Annotated in this window: 19 protein-coding genes and 1 tRNA gene; 12 read left to right on the top strand and 8 right to left on the bottom strand. The window is 48.4% G+C overall.

Annotated features, from left to right (window positions below; all coding sequences use genetic code 11):
- Window positions 1-31: 31 nt before the first annotated feature.
- The 3 genes from HGP28_RS13770 to HGP28_RS13760 all read right to left on the bottom strand — a co-directional run bounded on the left by HGP28_RS13770 (window position 32) and on the right by HGP28_RS13760 (window position 4,183).
- Window positions 32-1,825, bottom strand: coding sequence for an extracellular solute-binding protein (locus HGP28_RS13770; RefSeq protein WP_439333864.1), 1,794 nt, complete (start codon window positions 1,823-1,825; stop codon window positions 32-34).
- 276 nt (window positions 1,826-2,101) lie between these two features.
- Entirely contained in the window at window positions 2,102-3,145 is a 1,044-nt protein-coding gene (locus tag HGP28_RS13765) for an ABC transporter permease subunit (protein ID WP_168837124.1), read from the bottom strand.
- Between the two features lie 12 nt (window positions 3,146-3,157).
- The gene (locus HGP28_RS13760; protein ID WP_168837054.1) at window positions 3,158-4,183 is read right to left on the bottom strand and encodes an ABC transporter permease subunit; all 1,026 of its coding nucleotides are present in this window, start codon (window positions 4,181-4,183) and stop codon (window positions 3,158-3,160) included.
- 364 nt (window positions 4,184-4,547) lie between these two features.
- On the opposite strand from HGP28_RS13760, the gene gmk reads away from it, so the two are divergent.
- From gmk to HGP28_RS13730, 6 genes are all read left to right on the top strand, one after another.
- Window positions 4,548-5,171 carry a guanylate kinase gene (gmk, locus tag HGP28_RS13755; RefSeq protein ID WP_168837123.1) on the top strand — a complete coding sequence of 208 codons (624 nt, stop codon included), beginning with the start codon at window positions 4,548-4,550 and terminating at the stop codon, window positions 5,169-5,171.
- 101 nt (window positions 5,172-5,272) lie between these two features.
- Window positions 5,273-5,545 (top strand): DNA-directed RNA polymerase subunit omega, encoded by a 273-nt coding sequence (rpoZ, locus tag HGP28_RS13750; protein WP_168837053.1) that lies wholly within the window; start codon window positions 5,273-5,275, stop codon window positions 5,543-5,545.
- 43 nt (window positions 5,546-5,588) lie between these two features.
- Window positions 5,589-7,709 (top strand): bifunctional GTP diphosphokinase/guanosine-3',5'-bis pyrophosphate 3'-pyrophosphohydrolase, encoded by a 2,121-nt coding sequence (spoT, locus tag HGP28_RS13745; protein ID WP_168837052.1) that lies wholly within the window; start codon window positions 5,589-5,591, stop codon window positions 7,707-7,709.
- A 203-nt stretch (window positions 7,710-7,912) separates the two neighbouring features.
- Window positions 7,913-8,605 carry a tRNA (guanosine(18)-2'-O)-methyltransferase TrmH gene (gene trmH, locus HGP28_RS13740; protein WP_168837051.1) on the top strand — a complete coding sequence of 231 codons (693 nt, stop codon included), beginning with the start codon at window positions 7,913-7,915 and terminating at the stop codon, window positions 8,603-8,605.
- A 90-nt stretch (window positions 8,606-8,695) separates the two neighbouring features.
- On the top strand, window positions 8,696-10,774 hold the full coding sequence (gene recG, locus HGP28_RS13735) for an ATP-dependent DNA helicase RecG (RefSeq protein WP_168837050.1): 2,079 nt from the start codon (window positions 8,696-8,698) through the stop codon (window positions 10,772-10,774).
- Between the two features lie 251 nt (window positions 10,775-11,025).
- A complete protein-coding gene (locus HGP28_RS13730; RefSeq protein WP_168837049.1) occupies window positions 11,026-12,417 on the top strand; it encodes a uracil-xanthine permease family protein in 1,392 nt (463 codons plus the stop codon).
- 44 nt (window positions 12,418-12,461) lie between these two features.
- Here the strand turns inward: HGP28_RS13730 and envZ are convergent, their stop codons facing one another.
- Together envZ and ompR are read right to left on the bottom strand one after the other, a co-directional pair.
- Entirely contained in the window at window positions 12,462-13,796 is a 1,335-nt protein-coding gene (gene envZ / locus HGP28_RS13725; RefSeq protein WP_168837048.1) for a two-component system sensor histidine kinase EnvZ, read from the bottom strand.
- Window positions 13,797-14,145: 349 nt separating this feature from the next.
- A complete protein-coding gene (gene ompR, locus HGP28_RS13720) occupies window positions 14,146-14,865 on the bottom strand; it encodes an osmolarity response regulator transcription factor OmpR (RefSeq protein ID WP_168837047.1) in 720 nt (239 codons plus the stop codon).
- Window positions 14,866-15,143: 278 nt separating this feature from the next.
- Between ompR and greB the strand changes: the two genes are divergently transcribed.
- Both greB and HGP28_RS13710 read left to right on the top strand, forming a co-directional pair.
- Window positions 15,144-15,626, top strand: a complete 483-nt coding sequence (gene greB, locus HGP28_RS13715; RefSeq protein WP_168837046.1) for a transcription elongation factor GreB — start codon at window positions 15,144-15,146, stop codon at window positions 15,624-15,626.
- A 123-nt stretch (window positions 15,627-15,749) separates the two neighbouring features.
- Complete coding sequence (locus HGP28_RS13710; protein WP_168837045.1) at window positions 15,750-18,086, top strand: Tex family protein; 2,337 nt, start codon at window positions 15,750-15,752, stop codon at window positions 18,084-18,086.
- Window positions 18,087-18,151: 65 nt separating this feature from the next.
- Here HGP28_RS13710 and HGP28_RS13705 read toward each other — a convergent pair whose 3' ends face one another.
- Both HGP28_RS13705 and bioH read right to left on the bottom strand, forming a co-directional pair.
- Window positions 18,152-18,613 (bottom strand): ATP-dependent Lon protease, encoded by a 462-nt coding sequence (locus tag HGP28_RS13705; RefSeq protein ID WP_168837044.1) that lies wholly within the window; start codon window positions 18,611-18,613, stop codon window positions 18,152-18,154.
- 147 nt (window positions 18,614-18,760) lie between these two features.
- Complete coding sequence (bioH, locus tag HGP28_RS13700; RefSeq protein ID WP_168837043.1) at window positions 18,761-19,600, bottom strand: pimeloyl-ACP methyl ester esterase BioH; 840 nt, start codon at window positions 19,598-19,600, stop codon at window positions 18,761-18,763.
- Between the two features lie 138 nt (window positions 19,601-19,738).
- On the opposite strand from bioH, the gene HGP28_RS19400 reads away from it, so the two are divergent.
- The 4 genes from HGP28_RS19400 (at window position 19,739) to cysQ (ending at window position 22,849) form a co-directional block, all read left to right on the top strand.
- Complete coding sequence (locus HGP28_RS19400) at window positions 19,739-20,446, top strand: phosphoribosyltransferase family protein (protein ID WP_168837042.1); 708 nt, start codon at window positions 19,739-19,741, stop codon at window positions 20,444-20,446.
- Between the two features lie 151 nt (window positions 20,447-20,597).
- On the top strand, window positions 20,598-21,182 hold the full coding sequence (nfuA, locus tag HGP28_RS13690; RefSeq protein WP_168837041.1) for a Fe-S biogenesis protein NfuA: 585 nt from the start codon (window positions 20,598-20,600) through the stop codon (window positions 21,180-21,182).
- A gap of 268 nt (window positions 21,183-21,450) precedes the next feature.
- Window positions 21,451-22,002 carry an ADP compounds hydrolase NudE gene (gene nudE / locus HGP28_RS13685; RefSeq protein ID WP_168837040.1) on the top strand — a complete coding sequence of 184 codons (552 nt, stop codon included), beginning with the start codon at window positions 21,451-21,453 and terminating at the stop codon, window positions 22,000-22,002.
- A 10-nt stretch (window positions 22,003-22,012) separates the two neighbouring features.
- The gene (cysQ, locus tag HGP28_RS13680; protein WP_168837039.1) at window positions 22,013-22,849 is read left to right on the top strand and encodes a 3'(2'),5'-bisphosphate nucleotidase CysQ; all 837 of its coding nucleotides are present in this window, start codon (window positions 22,013-22,015) and stop codon (window positions 22,847-22,849) included.
- Between the two features lie 127 nt (window positions 22,850-22,976).
- Here cysQ and HGP28_RS13675 read toward each other — a convergent pair.
- Window positions 22,977-23,053: transfer RNA gene (locus HGP28_RS13675), tRNA-Trp, on the bottom strand.
- Window positions 23,054-23,192 lie beyond the last annotated feature (139 nt).

The raw sequence follows: 23,192 nt of genomic DNA, 5'->3' as shown, positions 1-23,192 counted from the left end.
CAGACTCCATCACGCAACCAAGACAAGCGCATTACAATTTATAAGTATCATCAATCACCAACACGGGTGGGTACGATTGCCCTGATTTCATCGCTTTTTCAGTCTCTTTTTTCACAGCATTATCAATCCAAAAGGTCCCATCACCCAATTGCGCGCTCATGAGCACATCTTGAGTCCAGCGCTGCATCGGTTTTTCCGGAAACTTAACCCAGCGCCAATGCCCATAGCGCACATAAGGCACCATATAGCCAGGCACAATTACATACGCATCAGTCACTTTTTGCTGAATTTGATGCCCCAAGGTAACTTTTTTATCCACATCAAATTCAAACCGGTAGGCCATAATCAACTCGTCTAACTCTGGCGTGCTGTAGTTAGTATGAGCATTGGTTTGCGGTTTATTGGTATTGGCAGAGTGGAAGTATTCCCAGTAACTTGGGACTTCTGAGGTTCCCATGGTCAAAAATGCCAATTGGTGCTTTTTCTCAAGCACAAATTTGAACATCGATGAGCCATCAATCAATTTCAGTACCAAATCGAGCCCAGCAAGCTTGGCTTGTTCACGCAGGTAGGCCATGCGTGGCGTATGAACCGCGCTACCATAAACAATTTCAAAACTTAACCGCGTCCCATCTGCATTGGTGCGAATTCCATCGGGACCGATGGTGGTAAAGCCCGCCTTTTCAAAGGCTGCCGCCGCAACTGCGGGGTCAAACGCAGGCGCTTTAGCATTCGGCAACGTATATTTACCATGGCCAAATCCTGTGGGGTTGGGTTGGCGTACATAATCGCCACGCAATACGTTGGTAATCATGCCATCAAAATCTATCGCGTGAGTGATCCCTTGACGTACATTGAGATCATCTAACAGCGGCATCGCCACGTTCATCCACACGCCACCAGCGCCTTGTGGGTACTGGTTGTAACCCCAAAACTTATCGATATAACCGTTTTGGTACGGTTTGCTGTTGGACTTTTCATGCCACAGCTGTGGCAATACCAAAGGAAACGCATCGAGACTGCCTTTTTCAAAGTGCTTTTTCGCGATGTCGTTATCACGGATCACCGTCACGCGCACTTTATCGACGTTATAACGATTCTGATAATATTTGTTGCTATACCCCCACCACTTTTCACCCACATGTTTGAAGGTAATGCTTTTGCCCTTTTTGATTTTATCGACAAAATAGGGCCCGGTGGTGGGTTCGGGTTTGAAGTTGTAATAACGCACATAATCATCGTGAATGCCGTTATTGTTACTGTCTTTTTTCGCATTGGCATAGAAATGCTCTGGTCGAGGCACCATGCCGCCCATGCGCATCAGTAACTCTTCAGCGTTAAATTTCTCAGTGCTGGTGACAGCAAAAGTGAGGTCATCGTACTTGGTAATCGCATCAATGGTTTTGGTGTAATAGTCGTTATACCAAGGCTCCATGATCTCTTTCGAACGGAAAAAGGTCAGCATGAACAGGAAATCATCGGCAGTGACTGGCTCCCCATCAGACCAACGCGCTTTGGGATTTAAACGAAAATAAACGGTTTTCAAATCATCGCCTATCGCCCATTCATTGGCGAGCGCGGGAATAAAATTGAGCGTATCGGGATGACGGCCAATCAGCCCAGGAACATCATCGAGCATCATTCGGCGCAGCCCTGAGTTTGCATCAGGCCCAACTGTGCGTAAGGTTTGTGGAAAGCTTTGAATTGAGGTGCGATAAGTGCCACCTCGCACCGCCGCCGCTGAACCGATTGTGGGATCGTCCCAGTTGCTCTGCCACGTCAAGTTATCTGGTAAGGTGGCTGCCCAGCTAAAATTCGCCAGCATAAGACTGCTCGCGGCAGTGCTCGCAAAAAAGACGCCAAGCCGCATGCGCGCTTGCCACGGTTGCGAAAGCCAATTTCCTATTTTCATTCTGTTATCCTTTTCCGTGTATGCCCGTCCCACCGAAAGTGGCTTGAATCTATACCCTTTCCACTTGAAGCTGCAGGGTTGTTGGCTGGCTCTCACAAACCTCATCACATAGTTAGTCTATGTCCACGAAGTGCTCAGAGGCTTTGTTCGTTTGCCGCCGACCTGCAATTCCAAGTTGTTTGGGTATATTTATACATAACGAGTAAATTTTTTCGGATCAAACGCGCCGCGAATCGCTTCGCCAATAAACGTTACCATCACTAACACCACCACAATAGAACTGACCACCGAGGTGACAATCCAAGGGGAATCGAGGTTAGACTTGCCTTGCTGTAACAGCTCTCCCCAACTGGGTGTGGGAGGCATTAAACCTAGCCCAAGGTAGTCAAGCGCGGTCAATGCGGTGATGTTGGCCGCAATCGTAAAAGGGGCAATCGTGACGATCATCACCATGGTGTTAGGTAAAATATGTTTCAGCAAAATCCGCCATGTCGACGCGCCTAAGGCGCGAGCGGCGAGCACATATTCACGCGCCGATTCTTTGTAGGTCATAGTGCGCATGTACCAAGTGATGCCCATCCAGCCAAAAAGCACATTGATGATCACAAACAGCCCAAAGGTCGGCCTGACCAGCGAAACTAAGATCATAATAACGTATAAAAACGGCACCATTGACCAGACCTCAATTAACCTTTGCACCACCAAATCAAATTTGCCGCCAAAAAAGCCCATTGCGCTGCCAATAACAATACCAATCACAAACGACAGTGCCATCGTCATCAGCGCAAAACCCATCGCAATACGAAAGCCATAAACCAGCCTAGCAAGAATGTCGCGCCCTATCACATCCGTACCCAGATAATGTTTGGTCGCACTGTCTGGCGGCGTGGGAGGATAACCGTGGTTAAAATCCTGTTCAAACGGGTTCCACGGCACCAATGGCATCACGACGTAATTGCCATTGTTCTCATGACGAAACGTCTGCTGCAGCTCGCGATAATTGGCTTCGCCTGCCGCCATTTGACCAAACTCACTGCCTAAGCGCACATCCGTAAAGACCGGAAAGAAATACTCACCTTGGTATTTCACCACTAGCGCTTTGCTGTTAATCAAAAGCTCGGCCACCAAAGAGAGCACTAATAAAGCAGACAGAATAAGAAACGACCAGTAACCGCGCTTGATCGCCTTAAAATTACGTATTTTTTTCTGTGTCAGTGGACTGAGCTTTGCCATTAATTCCATCAATTAGGCTCCAAATTTCACTCGCGGATCAACCGCGGCAACGCACATATCTGAAATAATATTGCCTAATAACAGCAGTGCGGCATTAATGGCAACAATCCCCATCACCACCGGGTAATCTCGCTCAACAATCGATTCGTAGCCTAATAAACCAATGCCATCGATATTAAAAATCACCTCAATTAAAAACGACCCTGTCATAAAAAAGAGCAACGCATTACCAAAATGACTCGCAACGGGAATAAGGCTATTACGCAGTGCGTGTTTTCTCACGGCGCGGCGAAAAGGAAGCCCTTTAGCGATTGCGGTGCGAATGTAATCTGACGAGAGATTTTCCATCAGATTATTTTTCATCGTCATGGTCAGTACCGCAAAATCCCCAATGAGATAGCAGATAAGCGGTAGCACGGCGTGCCACATAACATCTTTGGCTTGCTGATAAAATGTCTCATAGTCATCAAAGTCATCGCCAACAAAGCCCCCCATCGGAAACCAATCGAGCTGATAACTGAAAAAGGTGATGAGCAAAATCCCCACAACATAGCCCGGCAAGGCATAACCGACAAAAATCATTACCGACGACGCCGAATCAAATACCGACCCGTGCTTGAGCGCTTTGTAATACCCCAAAGGAATTGAAATGAAGTAGCTGATGAAAAAAGTCATTCCACCGTAGAATAAGGAGATGGGCAAGCGCTCAGCAATCATCTGGCTCACCGGCTCGTAATAACGGGTCGACTCACCCAAATCGAGCTGAGTCAGTTTTCCAAGCCACTCGAGATACGCCTCAATCACGGGTTTATCGAGCCCGTAAAAGCGATTTAAATCAGCCAATTGGTCATCCGATAGCGCAAGGTCCCCCCCCGCACTGGTGAGCGCTGAGCCACCATCGGATTGCACTTGCATATTGGCTAACATGCGCTCAACCGGGCCGCCAGGCACAAAACGTGTGATGGCAAAAATCATCACAGTGATCCCTAAAAAAGTGGGGATCACCAGCGCCAAACGGCGTAAAAAATAAGGCAGCATGGGGGTTCATTTCTCCATGTCGGTATGTCCATTCCCTTGGTTGTGTGATTTTGGTTAAAACAATCACATTCAACCAGTTGATCTCTATTAACATTAGCCGATTTTAATGACAATGTTGACTGCGATTTGCATTTCAGTGAGCCACTTCATTACCTGAGCCACAAAGCATAAGTTGCACACTGGCGATCATTTACCAAGCCACGACAGATCCTATAGCAACTTGCTATGGTTCATGCTAATCTTCGCGTCCTTTTTCTGGCGGAAAAAGCGTCACTTTGTTGATGCCACCAAGCCAGTGCTATCATAACTTACCGCGAATGCAATGCGCCGTGGTCAATCTTCAATTCAAATGCGGACCTCAACTATGGGCAAAGGCACTCTATATATCGTTTCCGCGCCAAGTGGCGCCGGTAAATCCAGCTTGATTTCAGCTATGTTAGAGAACAACCCAACCTACGCAATGAAGGTATCGGTCTCTCACACCACTCGCGGAATGCGTCCAGGCGAACAAGATGGCGTTCACTACCACTTTGTCGACAAAGCGGAATTTGAATCGCTTATTGCACAAGGTGCGTTTTTGGAATACGCCGAAGTGTTTGGGAACTATTACGGCACGTCACGTTTATGGATTGAAGACACTCTTGAAAAAGGCGTTGATGTCTTTTTAGATATCGATTGGCAAGGCGCGCGTCAAATTCGCACCCAAATGCCTCAAGCCAAGAGCCTGTTTATTTTGCCGCCATCCAATGAAGAGCTTGAGCGTCGTTTAACCGCGCGAGGTCAAGACAGTGATGAAGTCATTGCTAAACGCATGGCAGAGGCAAAGTCTGAAATTTCTCACTACAGTGAATACGATTACGTTATCGTCAACGACGATTTCGATACGGCCTTAATGGACTTTAAAGCCATTATTCGCGCCGAACGTTTAAAGCAAGATAAGCAAGCGGCGAAATACCACGCCATGCTTAGTACGCTATTGGCGGAATAATTCGCCAATTTCAGGGATACCGTCTGGGATCTAGAATCTAGTAGGCTTAGGCTGTATACTTTCTCGTCATTCAAAAATTTAGTTAACTATTTGGAGTCCTCATGGCACGCGTAACTGTTCAAGACGCTGTTGAAAAAGTTGGCAACCGTTTCGACCTAGTACTGATTGCGGCTCGCCGCGCTCGTCAAATGCAAACTGGCGGTAAAGACGCCCTTGTGCCAGAAGAGAACGATAAGGCGACGGTTATCGCCCTACGCGAAATCGAAGAAGGTCTTATTACAAAAGAAGTACTCGACGCGCGCGAACGTCAAGAACAGCAAGAGCAAGAAGCCGCTGAATTGGCCGCAGTGAGCAGCATTGCTCACGGTCGTTAATCAACGATTAACCACATAGTCAATACACAGTCGGGCCTATAGTTTGTTTCTATTTGATAGCCTCAAAGACGTTGCCCAAGAATACCTTACAGAGCCTCAAATTGAGGCTCTGCGTCACTCTTTTGTGGTAGCGAAAGATGCCCATGAAGGGCAAACCCGCTCAAGCGGCGAACCTTATATTATCCATCCTGTTGCGGTTGCTCGCATTCTTGCGGAAATGCGACTGGATCTTGAAACTCTCCAAGCCGCCTTGTTGCACGATGTCATTGAAGATTGTGACGTCACCAAAGACGATCTTGAAGCTCTGTTTGGACATGCTGTCGCCGAATTGGTTGATGGCGTCTCAAAACTGGATAAGCTGAAATTTCGCGATCGCAAAGAAGCCCAAGCCGAAAACTTTCGCAAAATGGTCCTTGCCATGGTGCAAGATATTCGCGTGATCCTGATTAAACTCGCGGATCGCACGCACAATATGCGTACTCTTGGTGCCCTTCGTCCCGACAAAAAACGTCGCATTGCTCGCGAGACGCTTGAGATTTATGCGCCGCTCGCGCATCGCCTTGGTATTCACAACATCAAAACTGAACTTGAAGAGCTTGGTTTTGAGGCTCTTTATCCCAATCGTTATCGTGTTTTGAAAGGGGTGGTGAAATCGGCGCGCGGCAACCGCAAAGAGATGATCCAGCGCATCCATGGCGAGATAGAAGATCGCTTACAAGAAGTGGGGCTCAATGCGCGCGTTATTGGTCGTGAGAAAAACCTGTTCTCCATCTACAACAAGATGAAAACCAAAGAGCAGCGCTTTCACTCGATCATGGACATCTACGCCTTTCGTATTGTCGTTGATAGCGCCGATACCTGCTATCGCGTATTGGGCCAAGTCCACAGCTTGTATAAGCCCAAACCCGAGCGAATGAAAGATTATATCGCTGTGCCGAAAGCCAATGGCTATCAGTCGCTCCACACGTCGATGGTTGGTCCACATGGGGTGCCTGTCGAGGTGCAAATTCGCACCGAAGATATGGACCAAATGGCAGACAAAGGCGTTGCGGCTCACTGGTCTTATAAAGGCAATGGTGAGCGCACAGGCACAACAGCGCAAATCAAAGCTCAGCGCTGGATGCAAAGTTTGCTTGAATTGCAGCAAAGCGCCGGTAACTCATTTGAATTCATCGAAAACGTCAAATCGGATCTGTTCCCAGATGAGATTTATGTCTTCACGCCAAAAGGCCGCATTGTCGAATTGCCTGTTGGCGCAACGGCGGTGGATTTTGCCTACGCCGTGCATACGGACGTTGGCAATACCTGTGTTGGCGCGCGAGTCGATCGCAACCCTTATCCACTCAGTAAGGCGCTGCGTAATGGCCAGACCATTGAGATCATCAGCGCGCCGGGGGCCAGACCCAATGCGGCTTGGCTTAACTATGTGGTAACGTCACGAGCACGAACCAAAATTCGTCAAGTGCTGAAAACCATGCGCCGCACAGAGTCAGCGACCCTTGGCCGCCGCTTACTTAATCACGCACTTGGTGATGCGTCGCTCAGTGATATTGCACCGAGTAATATTGCTCAGGTACTGGCCGATCTTAAAATGGAGACGCTGGACGACTTACTCACCGCCATTGGTCTTGGTGAGTTAATGAGCATCGTGATCGCTCGCCGTCTGTTAGGCGATGCCGATGAGTTAACCGAAACGGAAAACAAAGATGGCTCACCACGTCAAAAACTGCCGATTCGCGGCTCAGAAGGCTTGCTGTTGAGCTTTGCCAACTGCTGTCACCCGATCCCAGATGACCACATCATTGCGCATGTCTCTCCGGGACGTGGTTTAGTGGTGCACCGTGAAACCTGTCCTAATGTGCGTGGCTACCAAAAAGAGCCTGATAAATACATGACCGTCGCTTGGTCAGACGATTTCGATCAAGAGTTTATTGCTGAGCTGCGTGTCGAGATGCAAAACCGTCAAGGCGCTCTGGCGGAACTCACTAATGTGATTTCCAAAACAGGTTCAAATATTCACGGCTTATCGACGGAAGAGCGTGATGGGCGTTTGTATTCGGTCGTCGTTTTGTTGACCACCAAAGATCGCGTTCACCTTGCCGGGATCATGCGTAAAATTCGCGTTATGCCGACCTGCTTACGTGTGCGTCGCCGTAAAAACTGACCTTTCGATAAAAACAATTCCAGCAGATCATGTATACCCAAACAACTTGAAATTGCAGGTAGGCGGCAAACGAACAAAGCCTCTGAGCATAGGTAGATATGTGATGAGGTTTGTGAGAGCCAGCCCCATCTTGTTAACGAACGCCTTGCAACTTCAAGTAGAACGGGTATAGATTTGCTGGGATTAGCCTTATTTGGTGCACTATGAATCTTGAACGTTACCAACGTATCCTTGATGTCCTGACTCAGCGACAAACCGACCTTACGCTCTGCTTAGATGAAGTCCATAAACCCAACAATGTTGCGGCGGTGATCCGCAGTGCTGATGCTGTTGGCCTACATAAAATTCACGCAGTATGGCCTACCGATCAGATGAAGACACTCGGTCATACCTCCGCGGGCGCGCGCAACTGGGTAGAAGTCGACACTCACCCCACCGTAAGCGATGCGATTGCGACGCTAAAAGATCAAGGTATGCAAATCTTGGTCACCAATTTGTCTTCAACCGCTGTCGACTTTCGCGACATCGATTATACCAAGCCAACAGCGATTATCTTAGGCAGTGAGAAAATAGGTGCCTCAGAAGAAGCAAAAGCGCTCGCCTGCCAAGACATCATCATTCCTATGGTTGGCATGGTACAGTCACTGAATGTCTCTGTTGCCAGCGCCATCGTGTTGTACGAAGCGCAGCGCCAACGCGCCGCTGCCGGCTTTTACCAACGCAAGCATAGCGCACTCGATGAGGAGACCATTAACCGCATTTTATTTGAACGTGGTCATCCCGTGCTGGCCAAAGTGGCCAAACGCAAAGGCTTACCTTATCCCAAACTGGACGGTCAGGGGCAGATCATCGCAGAAGCGGCATGGTGGCAGGAAATGCAACGCACTGAGCGGTAAATATCGACACGCGGCGCAAAATCCACCTGTACAAAAACACAGCCAAGTGATTAACTAGGGCTATGAACGTTTGGCGCTTTTAGGCTTTCCATGTCCCAACTGTTATCGGCGATCTCTCTCACTTCACTTAGCGGTGTTGGTGCAAAAGTCGCCGAAAAATTGCATAAAATCGGTCTTGAAACGGTACAAGATCTGCTCTTTCACCTTCCGTTGCGCTATGAAGATCGCACTCGAGTTTACCCCATCCGCGCGCTGCACGCTGGTCTTTGGGCTGCCGTGCAGGGCACGGTGATGCATTGCGACACACACTTTGGTCGCCGTAAAATGCTGACGGTCAAACTCAGTGATGGCAATGGCTCGATTGCGCTGCGTTTTTTTAATTTTACCGCTGGGATGAAAAATCAATTTGCCGAAGGACGACTGGTGCACGCGTATGGGGAAATCAAGCGTGGTATGCACGGTTTGGAAATCGTGCACCCGGATTACCGTTTTGGCGAGGCGTCAACTGATGAGCATAGTGAGTCATCACTCACTCCGGTATACCCGACAACGGAGGGCTTACGCCAGCTAACTTTGCGTAATCTTTCCGAGCAAGCGTTAGAACTGCTTGATAAGTCGGCCGTCACAGAGCTACTGCCGCCGGGTTTGTACAATCATCAAATCACACTGGCCCAAGCACTGCACACCATTCATCGTCCACCGCCAAACATTGATCTCTCACTATTTGATCAAGGTCGTCATCCAGCGCAGCAACGTCTGATTATTGAAGAGCTGTTAGCGCAAAACCTGTCGATGCTTGACGTTCGCAGCCAAGGTCAACAAGAAGCAGCTCTGCCACTTGCGGCCAACGACGAGTTAAAAAATGCGCTGCTAAGCCGCTTACCCTTTACCCCCACTCAAGCTCAAGCGCGCGTTGTCGCCGATATTGAAACCGATTTAACTCAGCCGCATCCAATGATGCGACTTGTTCAAGGCGATGTGGGATCGGGCAAAACATTAGTCGCAGCCTTAGCCGCCACGCGAGCCTTAGTCCATGGTCATCAAGTGGTGCTTATGGCCCCCACTGAACTCCTTGCCGAGCAACACGCCATCAATTTTGCCAAATGGTTTGAACCTCTGGGCATCTCAGTCGGATGGTTAGCCGGAAAGCTCAAAGGGAAAGCTCGAGAAACCGAATTAGCGCGTATTGCCAGTGGCGAAGCCAAAATGATAGTGGGCACTCACGCTCTGTTTCAGCAAAACGTCTTTTTTGACCACTTGGCGTTAGTGATCATTGATGAGCAGCATCGATTTGGTGTCCACCAGCGTTTAGAACTGCGTGAAAAAGGGGCCAAAAATGGTGCCTACCCTCATCAGCTCATCATGACGGCAACGCCGATCCCACGTACCCTTGCTATGACGGCGTATGCCGATTTAGAAACTTCCGTGATTGACGAGTTACCGCCAGGTCGAACGCCAATCCAAACCGTCGCGATTCCCGATAGCAAGCGAGAAACGATTATTTCTCGCGTGCGCGATGCTTGCCTCAATGAAGGAAAGCAAGCGTATTGGGTCTGTACCTTAATTGATGAGTCTGAGGTTTTAGAGGCTCAAGCCGCCGCCGAAATTGCGGAGGAGCTCACGCGAAAACTACCCGAGCTCAACATCGGCCTAGTGCACGGACGAATGAAACCGGCCGAAAAACAAGCGGTGATGGAAGCGTTTAAGCAAAACCAACTGCACCTATTGGTGGCGACCACGGTAATTGAAGTGGGTGTCGATGTGCCAAATGCAAGCCTAATGATCATAGAAAACCCAGAGCGCCTTGGTTTAGCCCAATTGCACCAACTGCGTGGGCGTGTCGGTCGAGGCTCAGTTGCGAGTCACTGCGTGCTGCTTTATCACGCCCCCTTATCCAACACCGCACAAAAACGCTTAGCCGTGCTACGTGACAGTAATGACGGCTTTGTCATCGCACAGCGCGATCTGGAAATTCGCGGCCCGGGTGAGCTGCTGGGCACCAAACAAACCGGATTAGCCGATTTTAAGATTGCCGATCTGGTGCGCGATCAAGCCTTAATCCCTGAGGTGCAGCGTTTGGCCCGTTATCTTCACCAACAATACCCAAAAGAAGCCAAAGCGATTATCGACCGCTGGCTTGGTGAAAGACACATTTACGCCAAGGCATAATCTTTATACCCAAGGCACGTTAAGCTGCGCAGCAAAATTTGATCCTGCGCATTCTTGGGCGCGTTTGTGCTAACCATGAAAGGCAAACGTTTGCTTTTTATCTAAGGCTCCCTATAATTGCCGCCAAAATCTTCAGGCATATCGCCAAAACCACAGCGTAAACTTCTGATTAACAGCAATCACAGATGAAGCAGTTTACCTGAACCCGAACTCCCATTCAGCGAGTCACGGGACATGCTTAGGAACCTCACATGAGTCAAAAACGCCAATCTGAGTTGGTTTATCAACTCAACGATCGTCCACCACTACCACAAACCCTGTTTGCCGCTTTGCAGCATCTGCTCGCCATGTTCGTGGCTATCATCACGCCATCGCTGATTATCTGCCAAACTTTAGGCGTGCCTGCTGAGCAGACCAATACGATTGTCAGCATGTCGCTGCTAGCATCGGGTATTTCGACCTTTATTCAAATTCGAACCTTTGGCCCTATTGGCTCTGGCTTACTTTCACTTCAAGGCACCAGCTTTAACTTTTTAGGCCCGATCATTGCGGCAGGTTTGTCACTCAAAGCCGGGGGCGCCAGCGTTGAGGCTATGATGGCCGCGATTTTTGGTACTATTTTACTGGCGTCATTTTCTGAGATGCTGCTGTCGCGTGTACTTGCACACGCACGTCGTGTGATCACACCGCTGGTCTCGGGCATTGTGGTGACGCTTATCGGCCTGACATTAATTCAAGTGGGACTGGTCTCCATCGGTGGCGGGTACGGCGCCATGGCCGATGGCACCTTTGGCAGTCTCGATAAACTCGCATTGGCAGGGACAGTACTTGCGATCATCGTATTGCTAAACCGCGCTAAAAACCCTTACCTTCGCATTGCTTCAATTGTGATCGCAATGATTATCGGCTACGGCATGGCATACGCGATGGGCATGGTAAATCATACACCGCGCGCCGAAAGCGCTTGGATTGCGCTACCAACACCAATGCAATTTGGCATCAGCTTTGAATGGTCACTGTTTATTCCATTGGTACTCATTTTTATGATCACGGCGCTGGAAGCTATTGGCGACATTACCGCAACCTCTGAGGTTTCTGGTGAACCAGTCAAAGGGCCGATTTATATGAAGCGCCTCAAAGGTGGCGTGCTAGCGGATGGCATCAACTCAGCCATCGCGGCCATCTTTAACAGCTTTCCAAACTCCACCTTCAGCCAAAACAATGGGGTAATTTTGCTCACTGGCGTGGCCAGTCGTTATGTGGGTTATTTTATCGCGGGCATGCTAGTGCTACTTGGCCTGTTCCCTGGTGTCGCGGGTTTTGTACAGCAAATTCCAGAGCCTGTGCTTGGCGGGGCGACAATTGTGATGTTTGGTACCATTGCTGCGGCAGGTGTGCGCATTATTTCTCGAGTTGAGATCGATCGCCGCGCCATTTTGATCATGGCGCTGTCGTTTTCAATGGGTCTTGGCATTGCTCAAAAACCTGAAATTCTGCAATTTATGCCTGACTTTATTAAGAATATTTTCTCAACCGGGATCGCCGCTGGCGGGATCACGGCGATTGTGCTGAATCTATTGCTGCCTGAAACACTGCGCGACGATGAAGAGGCGCGCAGCGAAGAAACAACGGCAATCAATTAATCGCCGATGAATGAAGGGAAAACCGCTCCTATCTGAGCGGTTTTTTATTGCTGTTTTTTCCCTAGTGAGCGGCCACGATAACGCGCACTTTGGACCGGAAAGCTAATTTGCACCTGCAATCCACCTTCGCGACGATTATTGACCATAAGTGAGCCTTGATGCTGACTGACGATGCGCTTAACAATTGCCAATCCAAGACCGGTTCCTTCACTACCACGAGCCGTATCACCACGCGTAAAAGGCTCAAACAGACGGCCAATTTGCGAAGGCTCAATGCCAGGGCCATTATCCTCAACACACAGCCATACTAATTGATTGTCGGCGGTCATCCCTGAACTGACTTTTACCCAACCATCACCGTAACGCAACGCGTTAACGACAAGGTTGGTCAAGGCTCGTTTGATAGAAATCGGGGCGCCAAAGGCAGGCTTTATCGTATCGTTTAGTGCGGTGACAATCGCAACGTCATAGCTGCCTTCTGCCGCGACCACTTCACCTGCGATGGCGTTGAGATCCACCGAATTAAAGTGAGTGCGATCAACCGGTTTTAGATAATCCATAAACTGGCTGATGATCTCGTTACACTCTTCAGTATCACTGATAATGCCTTCCGCAAGATAACTGTCCTCAGGCGACATCATTTCTGTTGCCAGTCGAATACGGGTCAGTGGCGTTCGCAAGTCATGACTAATACCGGCCATCAGCAGCGCGCGATCTTCTTCAAGCGCTTGAATGTCGCGCGCCATTTGATTGAACGCCTTGGTCACCGCGCGAATTTCGCTAGCGCCTTTTTCTGGCAGCGGCGCGGGGATTTCACCACGTCCAACCTCTTTTGCCGCTGACTCAAGCGCGCTCAAAGGCCGATTTTGTAATCGAATAAACAACCACCCTCCTGCAATAATAAGCAGTGCCATCAATAAGCTATTGCGAAACAGAGGTGCAAAATCTTCTTCTTGCAACTCTGATAGCGGCACGCGAATCAAAGCATCTGGTAGTGCATCGGTGTGCATCCACAAGATGTAACTTTCATTACCCAACAACAATCGAACATCGGTCGGCTCGCCCAACTCTTGAGTCATCTCTTCACTCATTAAATCAATCGACATCGCGCGGTGGTACTCTTCAAGCGCTTTGCCATCAGCCGGGTGAATAGTGACTCCCAGCTCTTCAAGCAGCTGCCGGCGCAACACGTCATCGTCTTTAATGTCGTTATCGTCTCGAAGCACCAAGTGCAGTTCGTGAGCCAAAATTTTATTGAATTGTTGTAGGCTCGGCATGAGCGCGTAATGAAACACCGCAAAATAGGAAAACGCTTGGCTGGCGATCAACAATGAAATGAGCAAAAGAATGGATTGAGTAAATGAGCTACGAAAACGCATGGCCATTGTCTTACTAGAAGTAGAGAGATCACTAGGGTCTGTTGACCTTTCGTGCTGAGTTTTGCAGCCGTTTGTGGGAAATGTCTACAAGACAGAGGCTTTGATGTGTAGTCAACCTACAAGCCGATAACGCAGTAGAAATGAAGCACAACGGCTGCCCGAAGGGTTCGGCTAAAATCGTTTTATGCTTTGTTAAGACATCTTTGCTTAGAATGACTAAGCTGCAAACGCCTTGTCGCGCCGAATACGATTTTTGCTCGAACACAATTTCATCTCGAAAGGTCAACAGACCCTAATGCCTACGCCAGCAAATGCACTTGCCGTGCAGGCATCACTTTCGATAAATGAATTAAACCTCTTTTCCATCGGGAACAAATACATAACCGAGTCCCCAAACGGTTTGAATATAACGCGGTTTACTGGGATCTTCCTCCAACATGCGGCGTAAACGCGAGATCTGAACGTCAATCGAGCGTTCCATTGCTGAATATTCGCGACCACGCGCCATATTCATTAATTTATCACGCGACATCGGCTCTCGAGCATTGGTGACCAGAGCTTTAAGCACGGCGAACTCGCCCGAAGTCAGTGGCATCGGCTCGCTACCACGAAACATTTCCCGCGTGCCCAAATTGAGGCGAAACTCGCCAAACTCGACAATGGTTTCCTCTGCACTCGGCGCGCCGGGTAACTCAATGGTTTGTCGACGTAGCACCGCTTTAATTCGCGCCAACAGCTCACGAGGATTAAACGGTTTCGGCAAATAGTCATCGGCGCCCACTTCAAGGCCAACGATGCGGTCCACTTCATCGCCTTTGGCGGTTAGCATTAGGATCGGTAGCATGTTGTTTGCGTTGCGTAGACGACGACATATCGACAGTCCATCCTCGCCCGGTAACATCAAATCCAACACCATTAAATGGAAATTTTCTCGCGTGAGGAGCCTATCCATCTGCTCACCATTGGCAACACTGCGCACTTGAAAACCTTGTTCAGACAAGTAACGCTCCAGCAGCGCGCGCAAACGCGCATCATCATCCACGACTAATATTTTGTAATTTTCTTGCATCGAATCATCCGCCTTTAGTGACTGCGCCCTTTTATACCCAAATGACTTCAAGATAATGACTTCAAAATAGAGGTAATGGCCCGCTCCGCTGAGCCATTGCCAATGTAACATCCTTCTAACCCGCGAGACACAAAGAATTGTTAGTGATTATTACGTGAAATAGAGACCAAAAATGGACAATCACCGACAAAAATGGCGCACAATCGTGGTGAAGACCTTCTCGAAGTCAGCGCCCTTCGCTACACTGGCTCAGATTGAATGACCAACGTTGACCCTTGATGAAAACCAACCTAATTACCCGAGAGGGATACAACAAGCTCAAAACCGAGCTGGATTATCTGTGGCGTGAAGAACGCCCAGAAGTCACCAAAAAAGTCACTTGGGCCGCCAGTCTAGGCGATCGTAGTGAAAACGCTGATTATCAATATAATAAAAAACGCTTACGCGAAATTGATCGCCGCGTTCGCTATCTGCGCAAACGTCTTGAGCAAGTGAAAGTGGTCGATTATGCGCCACAACAAGAAGGTCATGTCTTTTTCGGCGCTTGGGTCGAAATTGAAAATGACGCCGGCGATATTAAACAATTTCGCATTGTCGGCCCGGATGAAATTTATGGCGATGCGAAAGGGTACATCTCTATCGACTCCCCTATGGCGCGCGCTCTACTGAAAAAACAAGTGGATGATGAGTTTGTCGTGCGCACACCAGAAGGTGACAAAGAGTGGTTTGTAAATCAAATCCGCTACCCAGACGCGCCTTAATCATCGAAATGACATAACCTTAACTAAGTCCCTATCGCACCAATTGTGTTTTTGCAGAACGCTCGCATTGCTAGCGCGATGCTTCGATATACTCAGCACCACCTCAACAAAAGAGAACCACGGATGAGCCAAACTATCTGTCATGTGATTGCCCAAGAGCTAAATGTTCGCCCTGAGCAAGTCACTGCTGCTGTAACCCTAATTGACGATGGCAACACCGTGCCATTTATTGCTCGTTACCGTAAAGAGGTGACGGGCGGCTTGGATGATACCCAACTGCGTACTTTGGATAGCCGATTGAGTTATCTTCGTGAGCTGGAAGAGCGTCGCCAAACCATTTTGAAATCAATTCAAGATCAAGGCAAATTAACTGCGGAACTTGAACAAGCTATCTTATCAACCGACAGCAAAACCCGTCTTGAAGATCTCTATCTGCCGTATAAACCTAAGCGTCGCACCAAAGGACAAATCGCCATTGAGGCGGGTCTAGAGCCGCTGGCAGAGACATTGTGGCAAGATCCAAGCCACCAGCCTGAGGCACTTGCTGAACGTTATTTCAACCCAGATCATGGCATTAATGATGCTAAATCAGCGCTTGATGGTGCACGTGCGATCTTAATGGAGCGTATGGCAGAAGATGCAGATCTATTAGATAAAATCCGTCATTATCTAACCCGTAATGCCGAAATATGTGCGCGAGTGGTCGCTGGCCAAGAGCACGCTGGTGAAAAGTTTAGCGACTATTTTGATCATCATGAGCCAATCAGTAAAACCCCCTCTCATCGCGCTTTGGCGATGCTGCGTGGACGCAATGAGGGCTTCTTGACGCTGTCATTAAATGCTGACCCTGCGCAGGAAGAAAGTGTCCGTCAATCTTATTGTGAGACGCTTATTGCCGACCACTACAAGGTGACACTCTCACAAGCCCCAGCGGATAATTGGCGTAAACAGGTGATCAGTTTTGCATGGCGAATAAAAATTTCCATGCATATGGAAACCGAACTGATGTCGACGATGAAAGAGCGTGCTGAAATCGACGCCATAGAGGTTTTTGCGACGAACTTAAAAGATTTGTTGATGGCTGCGCCTGCTGGCCCTCGCGCCACTCTTGCACTTGATCCCGGCCTGCGCACAGGATGTAAAGTCGCCGTTGTCGACAGTACCGGAAAAGTCCTTGCGACCGATACCATCTATCCGCACGCACCACAAAAGCAATATGACAAAGCGATGCACAGTGTTGTGGCATTGATTAAGCGTCATCAGGTGGATCTTATTGCGATAGGTAATGGCACGGCATCACGTGAAACAGACGCCTTTGTCGCCGATTTAATTCAGCGCGATAACCTTAAAGTGCAAAAAATTATGGTTAGTGAGGCTGGCGCTTCCGTTTACTCGGCGTCAGAGTTGGCCGCGAAAGAATTCCCGAATATGGATGTGTCATTGCGCGGCGCCGTCTCTATTGCGCGTCGCTTGCAAGATCCGCTGGCCGAATTGGTGAAAATCGATCCTAAATCCATCGGTGTCGGTCAATATCAGCACGATGTTAGCCAAAGCCATCTTGCCAAACGACTGGACGCCGTGGTTGAAGATTGTGTTAACGCCGTAGGGGTTGACGTCAATACCGCTTCGGCCGCGCTGCTTACTCGCGTTGCAGGTTTGTCCACCACATTGGCACAAAACATTGTGAACTATCGTGATGAACATGGTCGATTTGACGCGCGCAGCACGCTTAAGAAGGTACCGCGCCTTGGGCCTAAAGCGTTTGAGCAGTGCGCCGGTTTTTTACGCATTATGGACGGAAAAAACCCACTCGATGGTTCTTCGGTTCACCCGGAAGCGTATCCAGTCGTTAAAGCGATTGCCGAGCAAAACCAGCGTGATATTCGCTCACTCATTGGTGATTCCAGCTTCTTGCACCAGCTCAAAGCGCTCGACTATACCAGTGCTGATTTTGGCTTACCAACCGTCACTGACATCATTAAAGAGCTTGATAAGCCTGGGCGCGATCCTCGCCCTGAATTTAAAACTGCCACCTTTGCTGAAGGCATTAACGAAATTAAAGATCTTGAGCCAGGTATGATCCTTGAAGGCGTGGTGTCTAACGTCGCAAATTTTGGTGCGTTTGTTGATATTGGTGTGCACCAAGATGGCTTGGTTCATGTTTCATCGTTATCGGATCGCTTTGTTTCCGACCCACGCGAGGTCGTAAAAGCAGGCGATATCGTGAAAGTGAAAGTGATGGAAGTGGATGTTCAACGCAAACGAATTGGTTTATCAATGCGCCTTAATGACGAGCCGGGCCAAGATAATCGTGTTCAGCGTGGCAGCCAAGAACGCAAGCCAAATGCAAGCCCACGCAGCCATCATAGTAATGCGTCGACACGCAATCGCCGTGATGAGTCGCAAGGAGGCGCAATGAGCGGGGCATTTGCGGCCGCGTTTGCCAAAGCGAAAAAGTAAACTGTGATACTCAACGTATTCAATCACAAAGGGCAGGTTACCTGCCCTTTGTCATTCTAATCGAACTAAAGTACCGCTATCACATCAGAAGGCGTGTTGGGCGCGACCGAATGTCCATAATGGTAACGGATCACAATACGCCGTTTTTCCATCATGCCTTCACGCAGTGCAGCATCAATAATGCGCTTAGGTAACTTAAACCGTATCGTATAACCTGTTCCTTGATGCTGGCTATAACTGTTAAGCGACAGCAATTCAAATAGACGTGCTAGCGGGTCCTCAGGGCTATCGCTGGTTTGAGATGCCACTTCGTCAGTCTGATAATCCGGATGATCGGCAGGATCCCACGCGCCATTACGACGACGTTTTTCATCACTTTGCACTCGCCGCTCTGACTGGCTTGGTGTCATCGCAACGGTCGGTGCAATCGGTGCTTTGATGCGATTTTCTCTTGCGGTCTGTTCGGTGTGAACATTCACCGAAGGCGCAATCAGCGGCGCATTAACCGTTGTCGGTGATACGAGCATAAACGACCCTCAGTCACTTTATTGGCCCTTATTGATAGCTGTGACAAATTTCATCACATCACTCGCCGTTACTCAAAGGCCGTGTAGGTATATGACCTAGCAGTATCGTCAAATTGCTAGGTATATATCGACCAAAATTCGAACAATTTAAGCGTTATTTTGCAATGAGTTTGCCACTAAACGTGCTGGCTCGATTTTCAATGCAAATTGGATAATACGTTCGCAAAACAGTGTGGATTCGGTCATAAAAGGCGCATGAGCAGAGGCTTCAAACATCGACCATTCACTGTTTGGTTGCAACTGCTGAACCTTTGCCGCAATCGCTTTGGGTACGAGACCATCGAGTCGTCCATATACGCGCAATGTTGGCATTGTCAATTGAGCTAATTGCGCGCGCAGATCGAATGTTGCTAACCAGTTTAAACCGCTTGCTAACGCCTCGAGTGTCGGATGGGGTCGAGAGAGCACCGCATGTTTAAGCTGCTTTATATCATGACGAGCGGTCGGGCTTCCTAGTGCTTGCAAGGCGATAAAGCGCTCAATGGTTTGCTGATAATCCTGCGCTAATTGGGCGCTAAACGCTTCAAGCACCTCAGGTTTAATTCCCCGCCAATCATCACAGGCAACAAATTTAGGTGAACTGGCGACGGTAATCAAACCCGCGACACGTTGTGGCTGCATTAGCGCAATTTGAGTCGCAAGCAAGCCGCCAAGTGACCATCCCAGCCATATTGCACGTTGCGGCGCGCCTTGCAACAAAGCGGTTAACGTTCGCTCAAGAATGTTATCATCGATTGGCTTACTCAAACCAAAACCGGGCAAATCGACGCAGTGTAAACGAAAGTGAGGCTTTAACTGCTCAATGACTGGCTGCCAAATGGCACTATTCATTCCCCAGCCATGCAATAGAACCAAATCAGGTCCAGTGCCTTGTCGCTGCCAATGCAAACTTGTGTCTTCGCTCACGCCCACTCCTACCTTAATCATGCATCTTATTTGCGACTATCGCGTTTAATGATGGTAACGCGAAGCGCCCTGTTGAAGATATATCTTAATGACATCAGACGCGTTTTCCAGAGGCATCATGGTTCTATGCATAACGATTTATTAACTAGGGACTCAGACGTGCTAAAGTCTTTCGCTCGACACCAAATTGGGATCTGTGATTTGTGCGGTTTACCTTATACACACGGTATCGCTCGCTGGTGTTTGAGCTGCGCAGAATCATTATTCGATACTGCAATCCACTGCTCTCAATGTGGCTTGCCACTAGGGGAGCCTGCTCAGCAATGTGGCGAATGTCTTAACACACCGCCAAATTGGCAACACTTGGTTTGTCTTGGTGATTATCAAGCACCACTATCTCATTACATTGCCCAACTTAAATATCAGGGTCAATTCCCCGTCGCAAAAGATCTCGCTCAATTGCTGATGATGGCGATAAAACGCACTCAAGTCGATGAGGTATGGCCGGAGGCGCTGATCAGTGTACCAATGCATTGGCGGCGTCGCTGGCGGCGAGGGTATAACCACAGCGACCTTCTTGCTCAATCGTTAAGCAAACAGCTTGTCATTCCTTACATGCCAAAAGCGTTAGTCAAAAACCGAATGACGCCAACCCAACAAGGACAAAATCGTCTTCAAAGGCAAAGTAATCTTCGAGGAACGTTTACCTTTGGGACCTTACCAAGCAACATTCGCCATGTCGCCATCGTCGACGATGTGGTGACAACAGGCAGTACGATCCTTGAAATAACACACCTACTGCATGAGCATGGTGTAAAATTGGTGGATGTCTACTGTTTATGCCGCACGAGCGCAGGCCAGATGTGATCTTGCTAGGTCACGATGTCAGCCGTATTGAGCTATCAATATGATATTCAGCCATTTTGTAACAACTGCGCAAATTGGTGCAAAAGTACTAGCTACTTTTTTTATCACGAGTAAAATAACTATATCCTACAAGTTCACTCAGGTATTTGTCGTGTCGAATATTACCATTACAGAGTCTGCTCAAACTCATTTTGCTAACTTACTTGGGCAACAACCCGAAGGGACCAACATTCGTATTTTCGTCGTTAATCCAGGAACCCAAAATGCAGAATGTGGTGTGTCGTATTGCCCTGCTGAAGCTGTAGAGGCAACCGACACTGAAATGCCATTTACTGGCTTTTCTGCTTACATTGATGAATTGAGCTTGCCGTTTCTTGATGATGCGGAAATTGATTACGTCACCGACAAGATGGGCTCACAGCTGACGTTAAAAGCGCCAAACGCTAAAATGCGCAAAGTCTCAGACGATGCACCATTGATTGAACGCGTTGAATACGCACTGCAAACTCAAGTCAATCCTCAACTTGCCAGCCACGGCGGGCACGTTAGCTTAGTTGAATTGACCGATGACGGTGTTGCTATTGTTGCATTTGGCGGCGGATGTAATGGCTGTTCTATGGTCGATGTAACACTAAAAGAGGGCATCGAAAAGGAGCTGCTACAGCAATTTGATGGCGAGCTAACCGCGGTTCGTGATGCGACTGAGCATGATCGTGGCGAGCACTCTTACTACTAATTCGTTAGGTCCAAGTAACTTGAAGATGCAGCAAACAAAGCTGCGATTTCAAGTTAGATGAGCATAAAGCCGATCATCATTGATTGGCTTTCATTCTATTCTTTCCCTTCGATAGGATCAGAAATAACCTAGTATGCTAATTTTAGGTTTTGGCCAAATAACGGCTAAAACGAAATGACGCTATTTACGATTAACTCGGCCTCTTCACTTTTAACCGCCTATATTTTCTCATATAGTTAATGGAACCTTTTATGCTAGGAGCCTGCTAATGAGCCAACGCCGCCCGCCAGAAATTCTGTCCATTTCAACGGCCGCACAATCAAAGCTCTTTACCGTTCAGTCGCTAGAATTGCGCTTTTCAAATGGTGTTGAACGTACTTATGAAAGGATGAAGCCCAGTAATCGACATGCGGTAATGATGGTCCCCATCACTGAGCAAGGTGATATCTTATTGGTTCGAGAATTTGGAGCAGGTACCGAGCGTTATGAATTAGGCTTTCCCAAAGGCTTAATTGACGAAGGCGAAACGCCAGAGCAAGCGGCTAATCGGGAGCTAAAAGAAGAAATAGGCTTTGGTGCTGAGCGTTTTACCCCGTTAAAACAAGTCGTTCTCGCGCCGTCCTACTTTTCAAGCAAGATGACGCTTTTTATTGCCCAACATCTTTATCCAGAGCAGCTCATCGGTGATGAACCTGAACCTCTTGAGATTATAAAGTGGCCACTAGCACAAGCAGAAGAGTTATTAACTCACGTCGATTTTTGCGAAGCCCGATGCATCGCAGCATTAATGTTAACGCTCAAATACCTTAATTCACAGTAAGGACACTCTCATGCCGATTAACCAAGATCTTTCACCACTCATTCCCAATGTGATTGAAATTGCGCGCTCTGCTGGTCAGTTGATCCTTGATATCTATGAAAAGAAGACTTACGACGCGTTTATCAAGAGCGATGATACGCCAGTTACGAGCGCAGACATTGCGGCGCATAAATTAATTGTTGAGCGTCTTTCTGAATTAACACCTGATATTCCAGTACTCTCAGAAGAAGCAGCCGACATCAGTTTACAGCAACGACAAAAATGGAACCGCTATTGGCTGGTAGATCCCCTCGATGGAACGCAAGAGTTCATTGCTCGTAGCGGTGATTTCGCGACAATTATTGCTCTGGTCGAAAATCATCAACCTGTGATGGGGGTGGTTTATGCACCCGTGTCTGGCGTCACCTACTACGCCTATCAAGGGAAAGGAGCGTGGAAAATCCCTGATATGGCCGATAACGTCAAAATTCACACGCACCAACATGAGCAGGTCGAGCAAAGTATTGCCATTGCCATTAGTCGCCGACAAGATATTAATCGAATTACTAATAAGCTAAGCCCAAACTGGAACTATGAGCTTATTCCACTTGGCTCTGCGGCTTTAAAAGCGTGTCTAGTCGCAGAAGGGGCTGTCGATTGTTACCTTAGGCTCGGACCGACCGGAGAGTGGGATACTGCGGCAACCCAGTGCATTGTCGAAGAAGCAGGAGGGCGTATTTTAAGCACTTCATTGACGCCACTTTCCTACAATGAAAGAGATACGTTAGAAAACCCAAATTTCATAGTTCTAGGTGACGAATCTCTTCCATGGAAAGAGATCTTATTACCACAAAACACTAGCGTATAAATTTATTAAGGCCTCAACAAAAGGCTTTATCAGCATCATCCGCTTTTGCTTAGGAAAACATTCGATAAGATAAACGCTATGATTCAGAATACAAAAAAGCCTCAGCATTTCTGCTGAGGCTTAAATATGGCAGGGGTGGAGAGATTCGAACTCCCAACACGCGGATTTGGAATCCACTGCTCTGCCAATTGGAGCTACACCCCTGTTGATTCATCATTAACGATAAATCTCAGATTTGAAAAGACCTCGCCATCAGCGAGGTCTCAAATAAGTGGCGGAGCGGACGGGACTCGAACCCGCGACCCCCGGCGTGACAGGCCGGTATTCTAACCAACTGAACTAC

It is taken from the genome of Vibrio agarilyticus (assembly GCF_012641465.1).
Lineage (GTDB): Bacteria > Pseudomonadota > Gammaproteobacteria > Enterobacterales > Vibrionaceae > Vibrio > Vibrio agarilyticus.
This window is presented reverse-complemented; position numbering and strand designations above follow the sequence as displayed.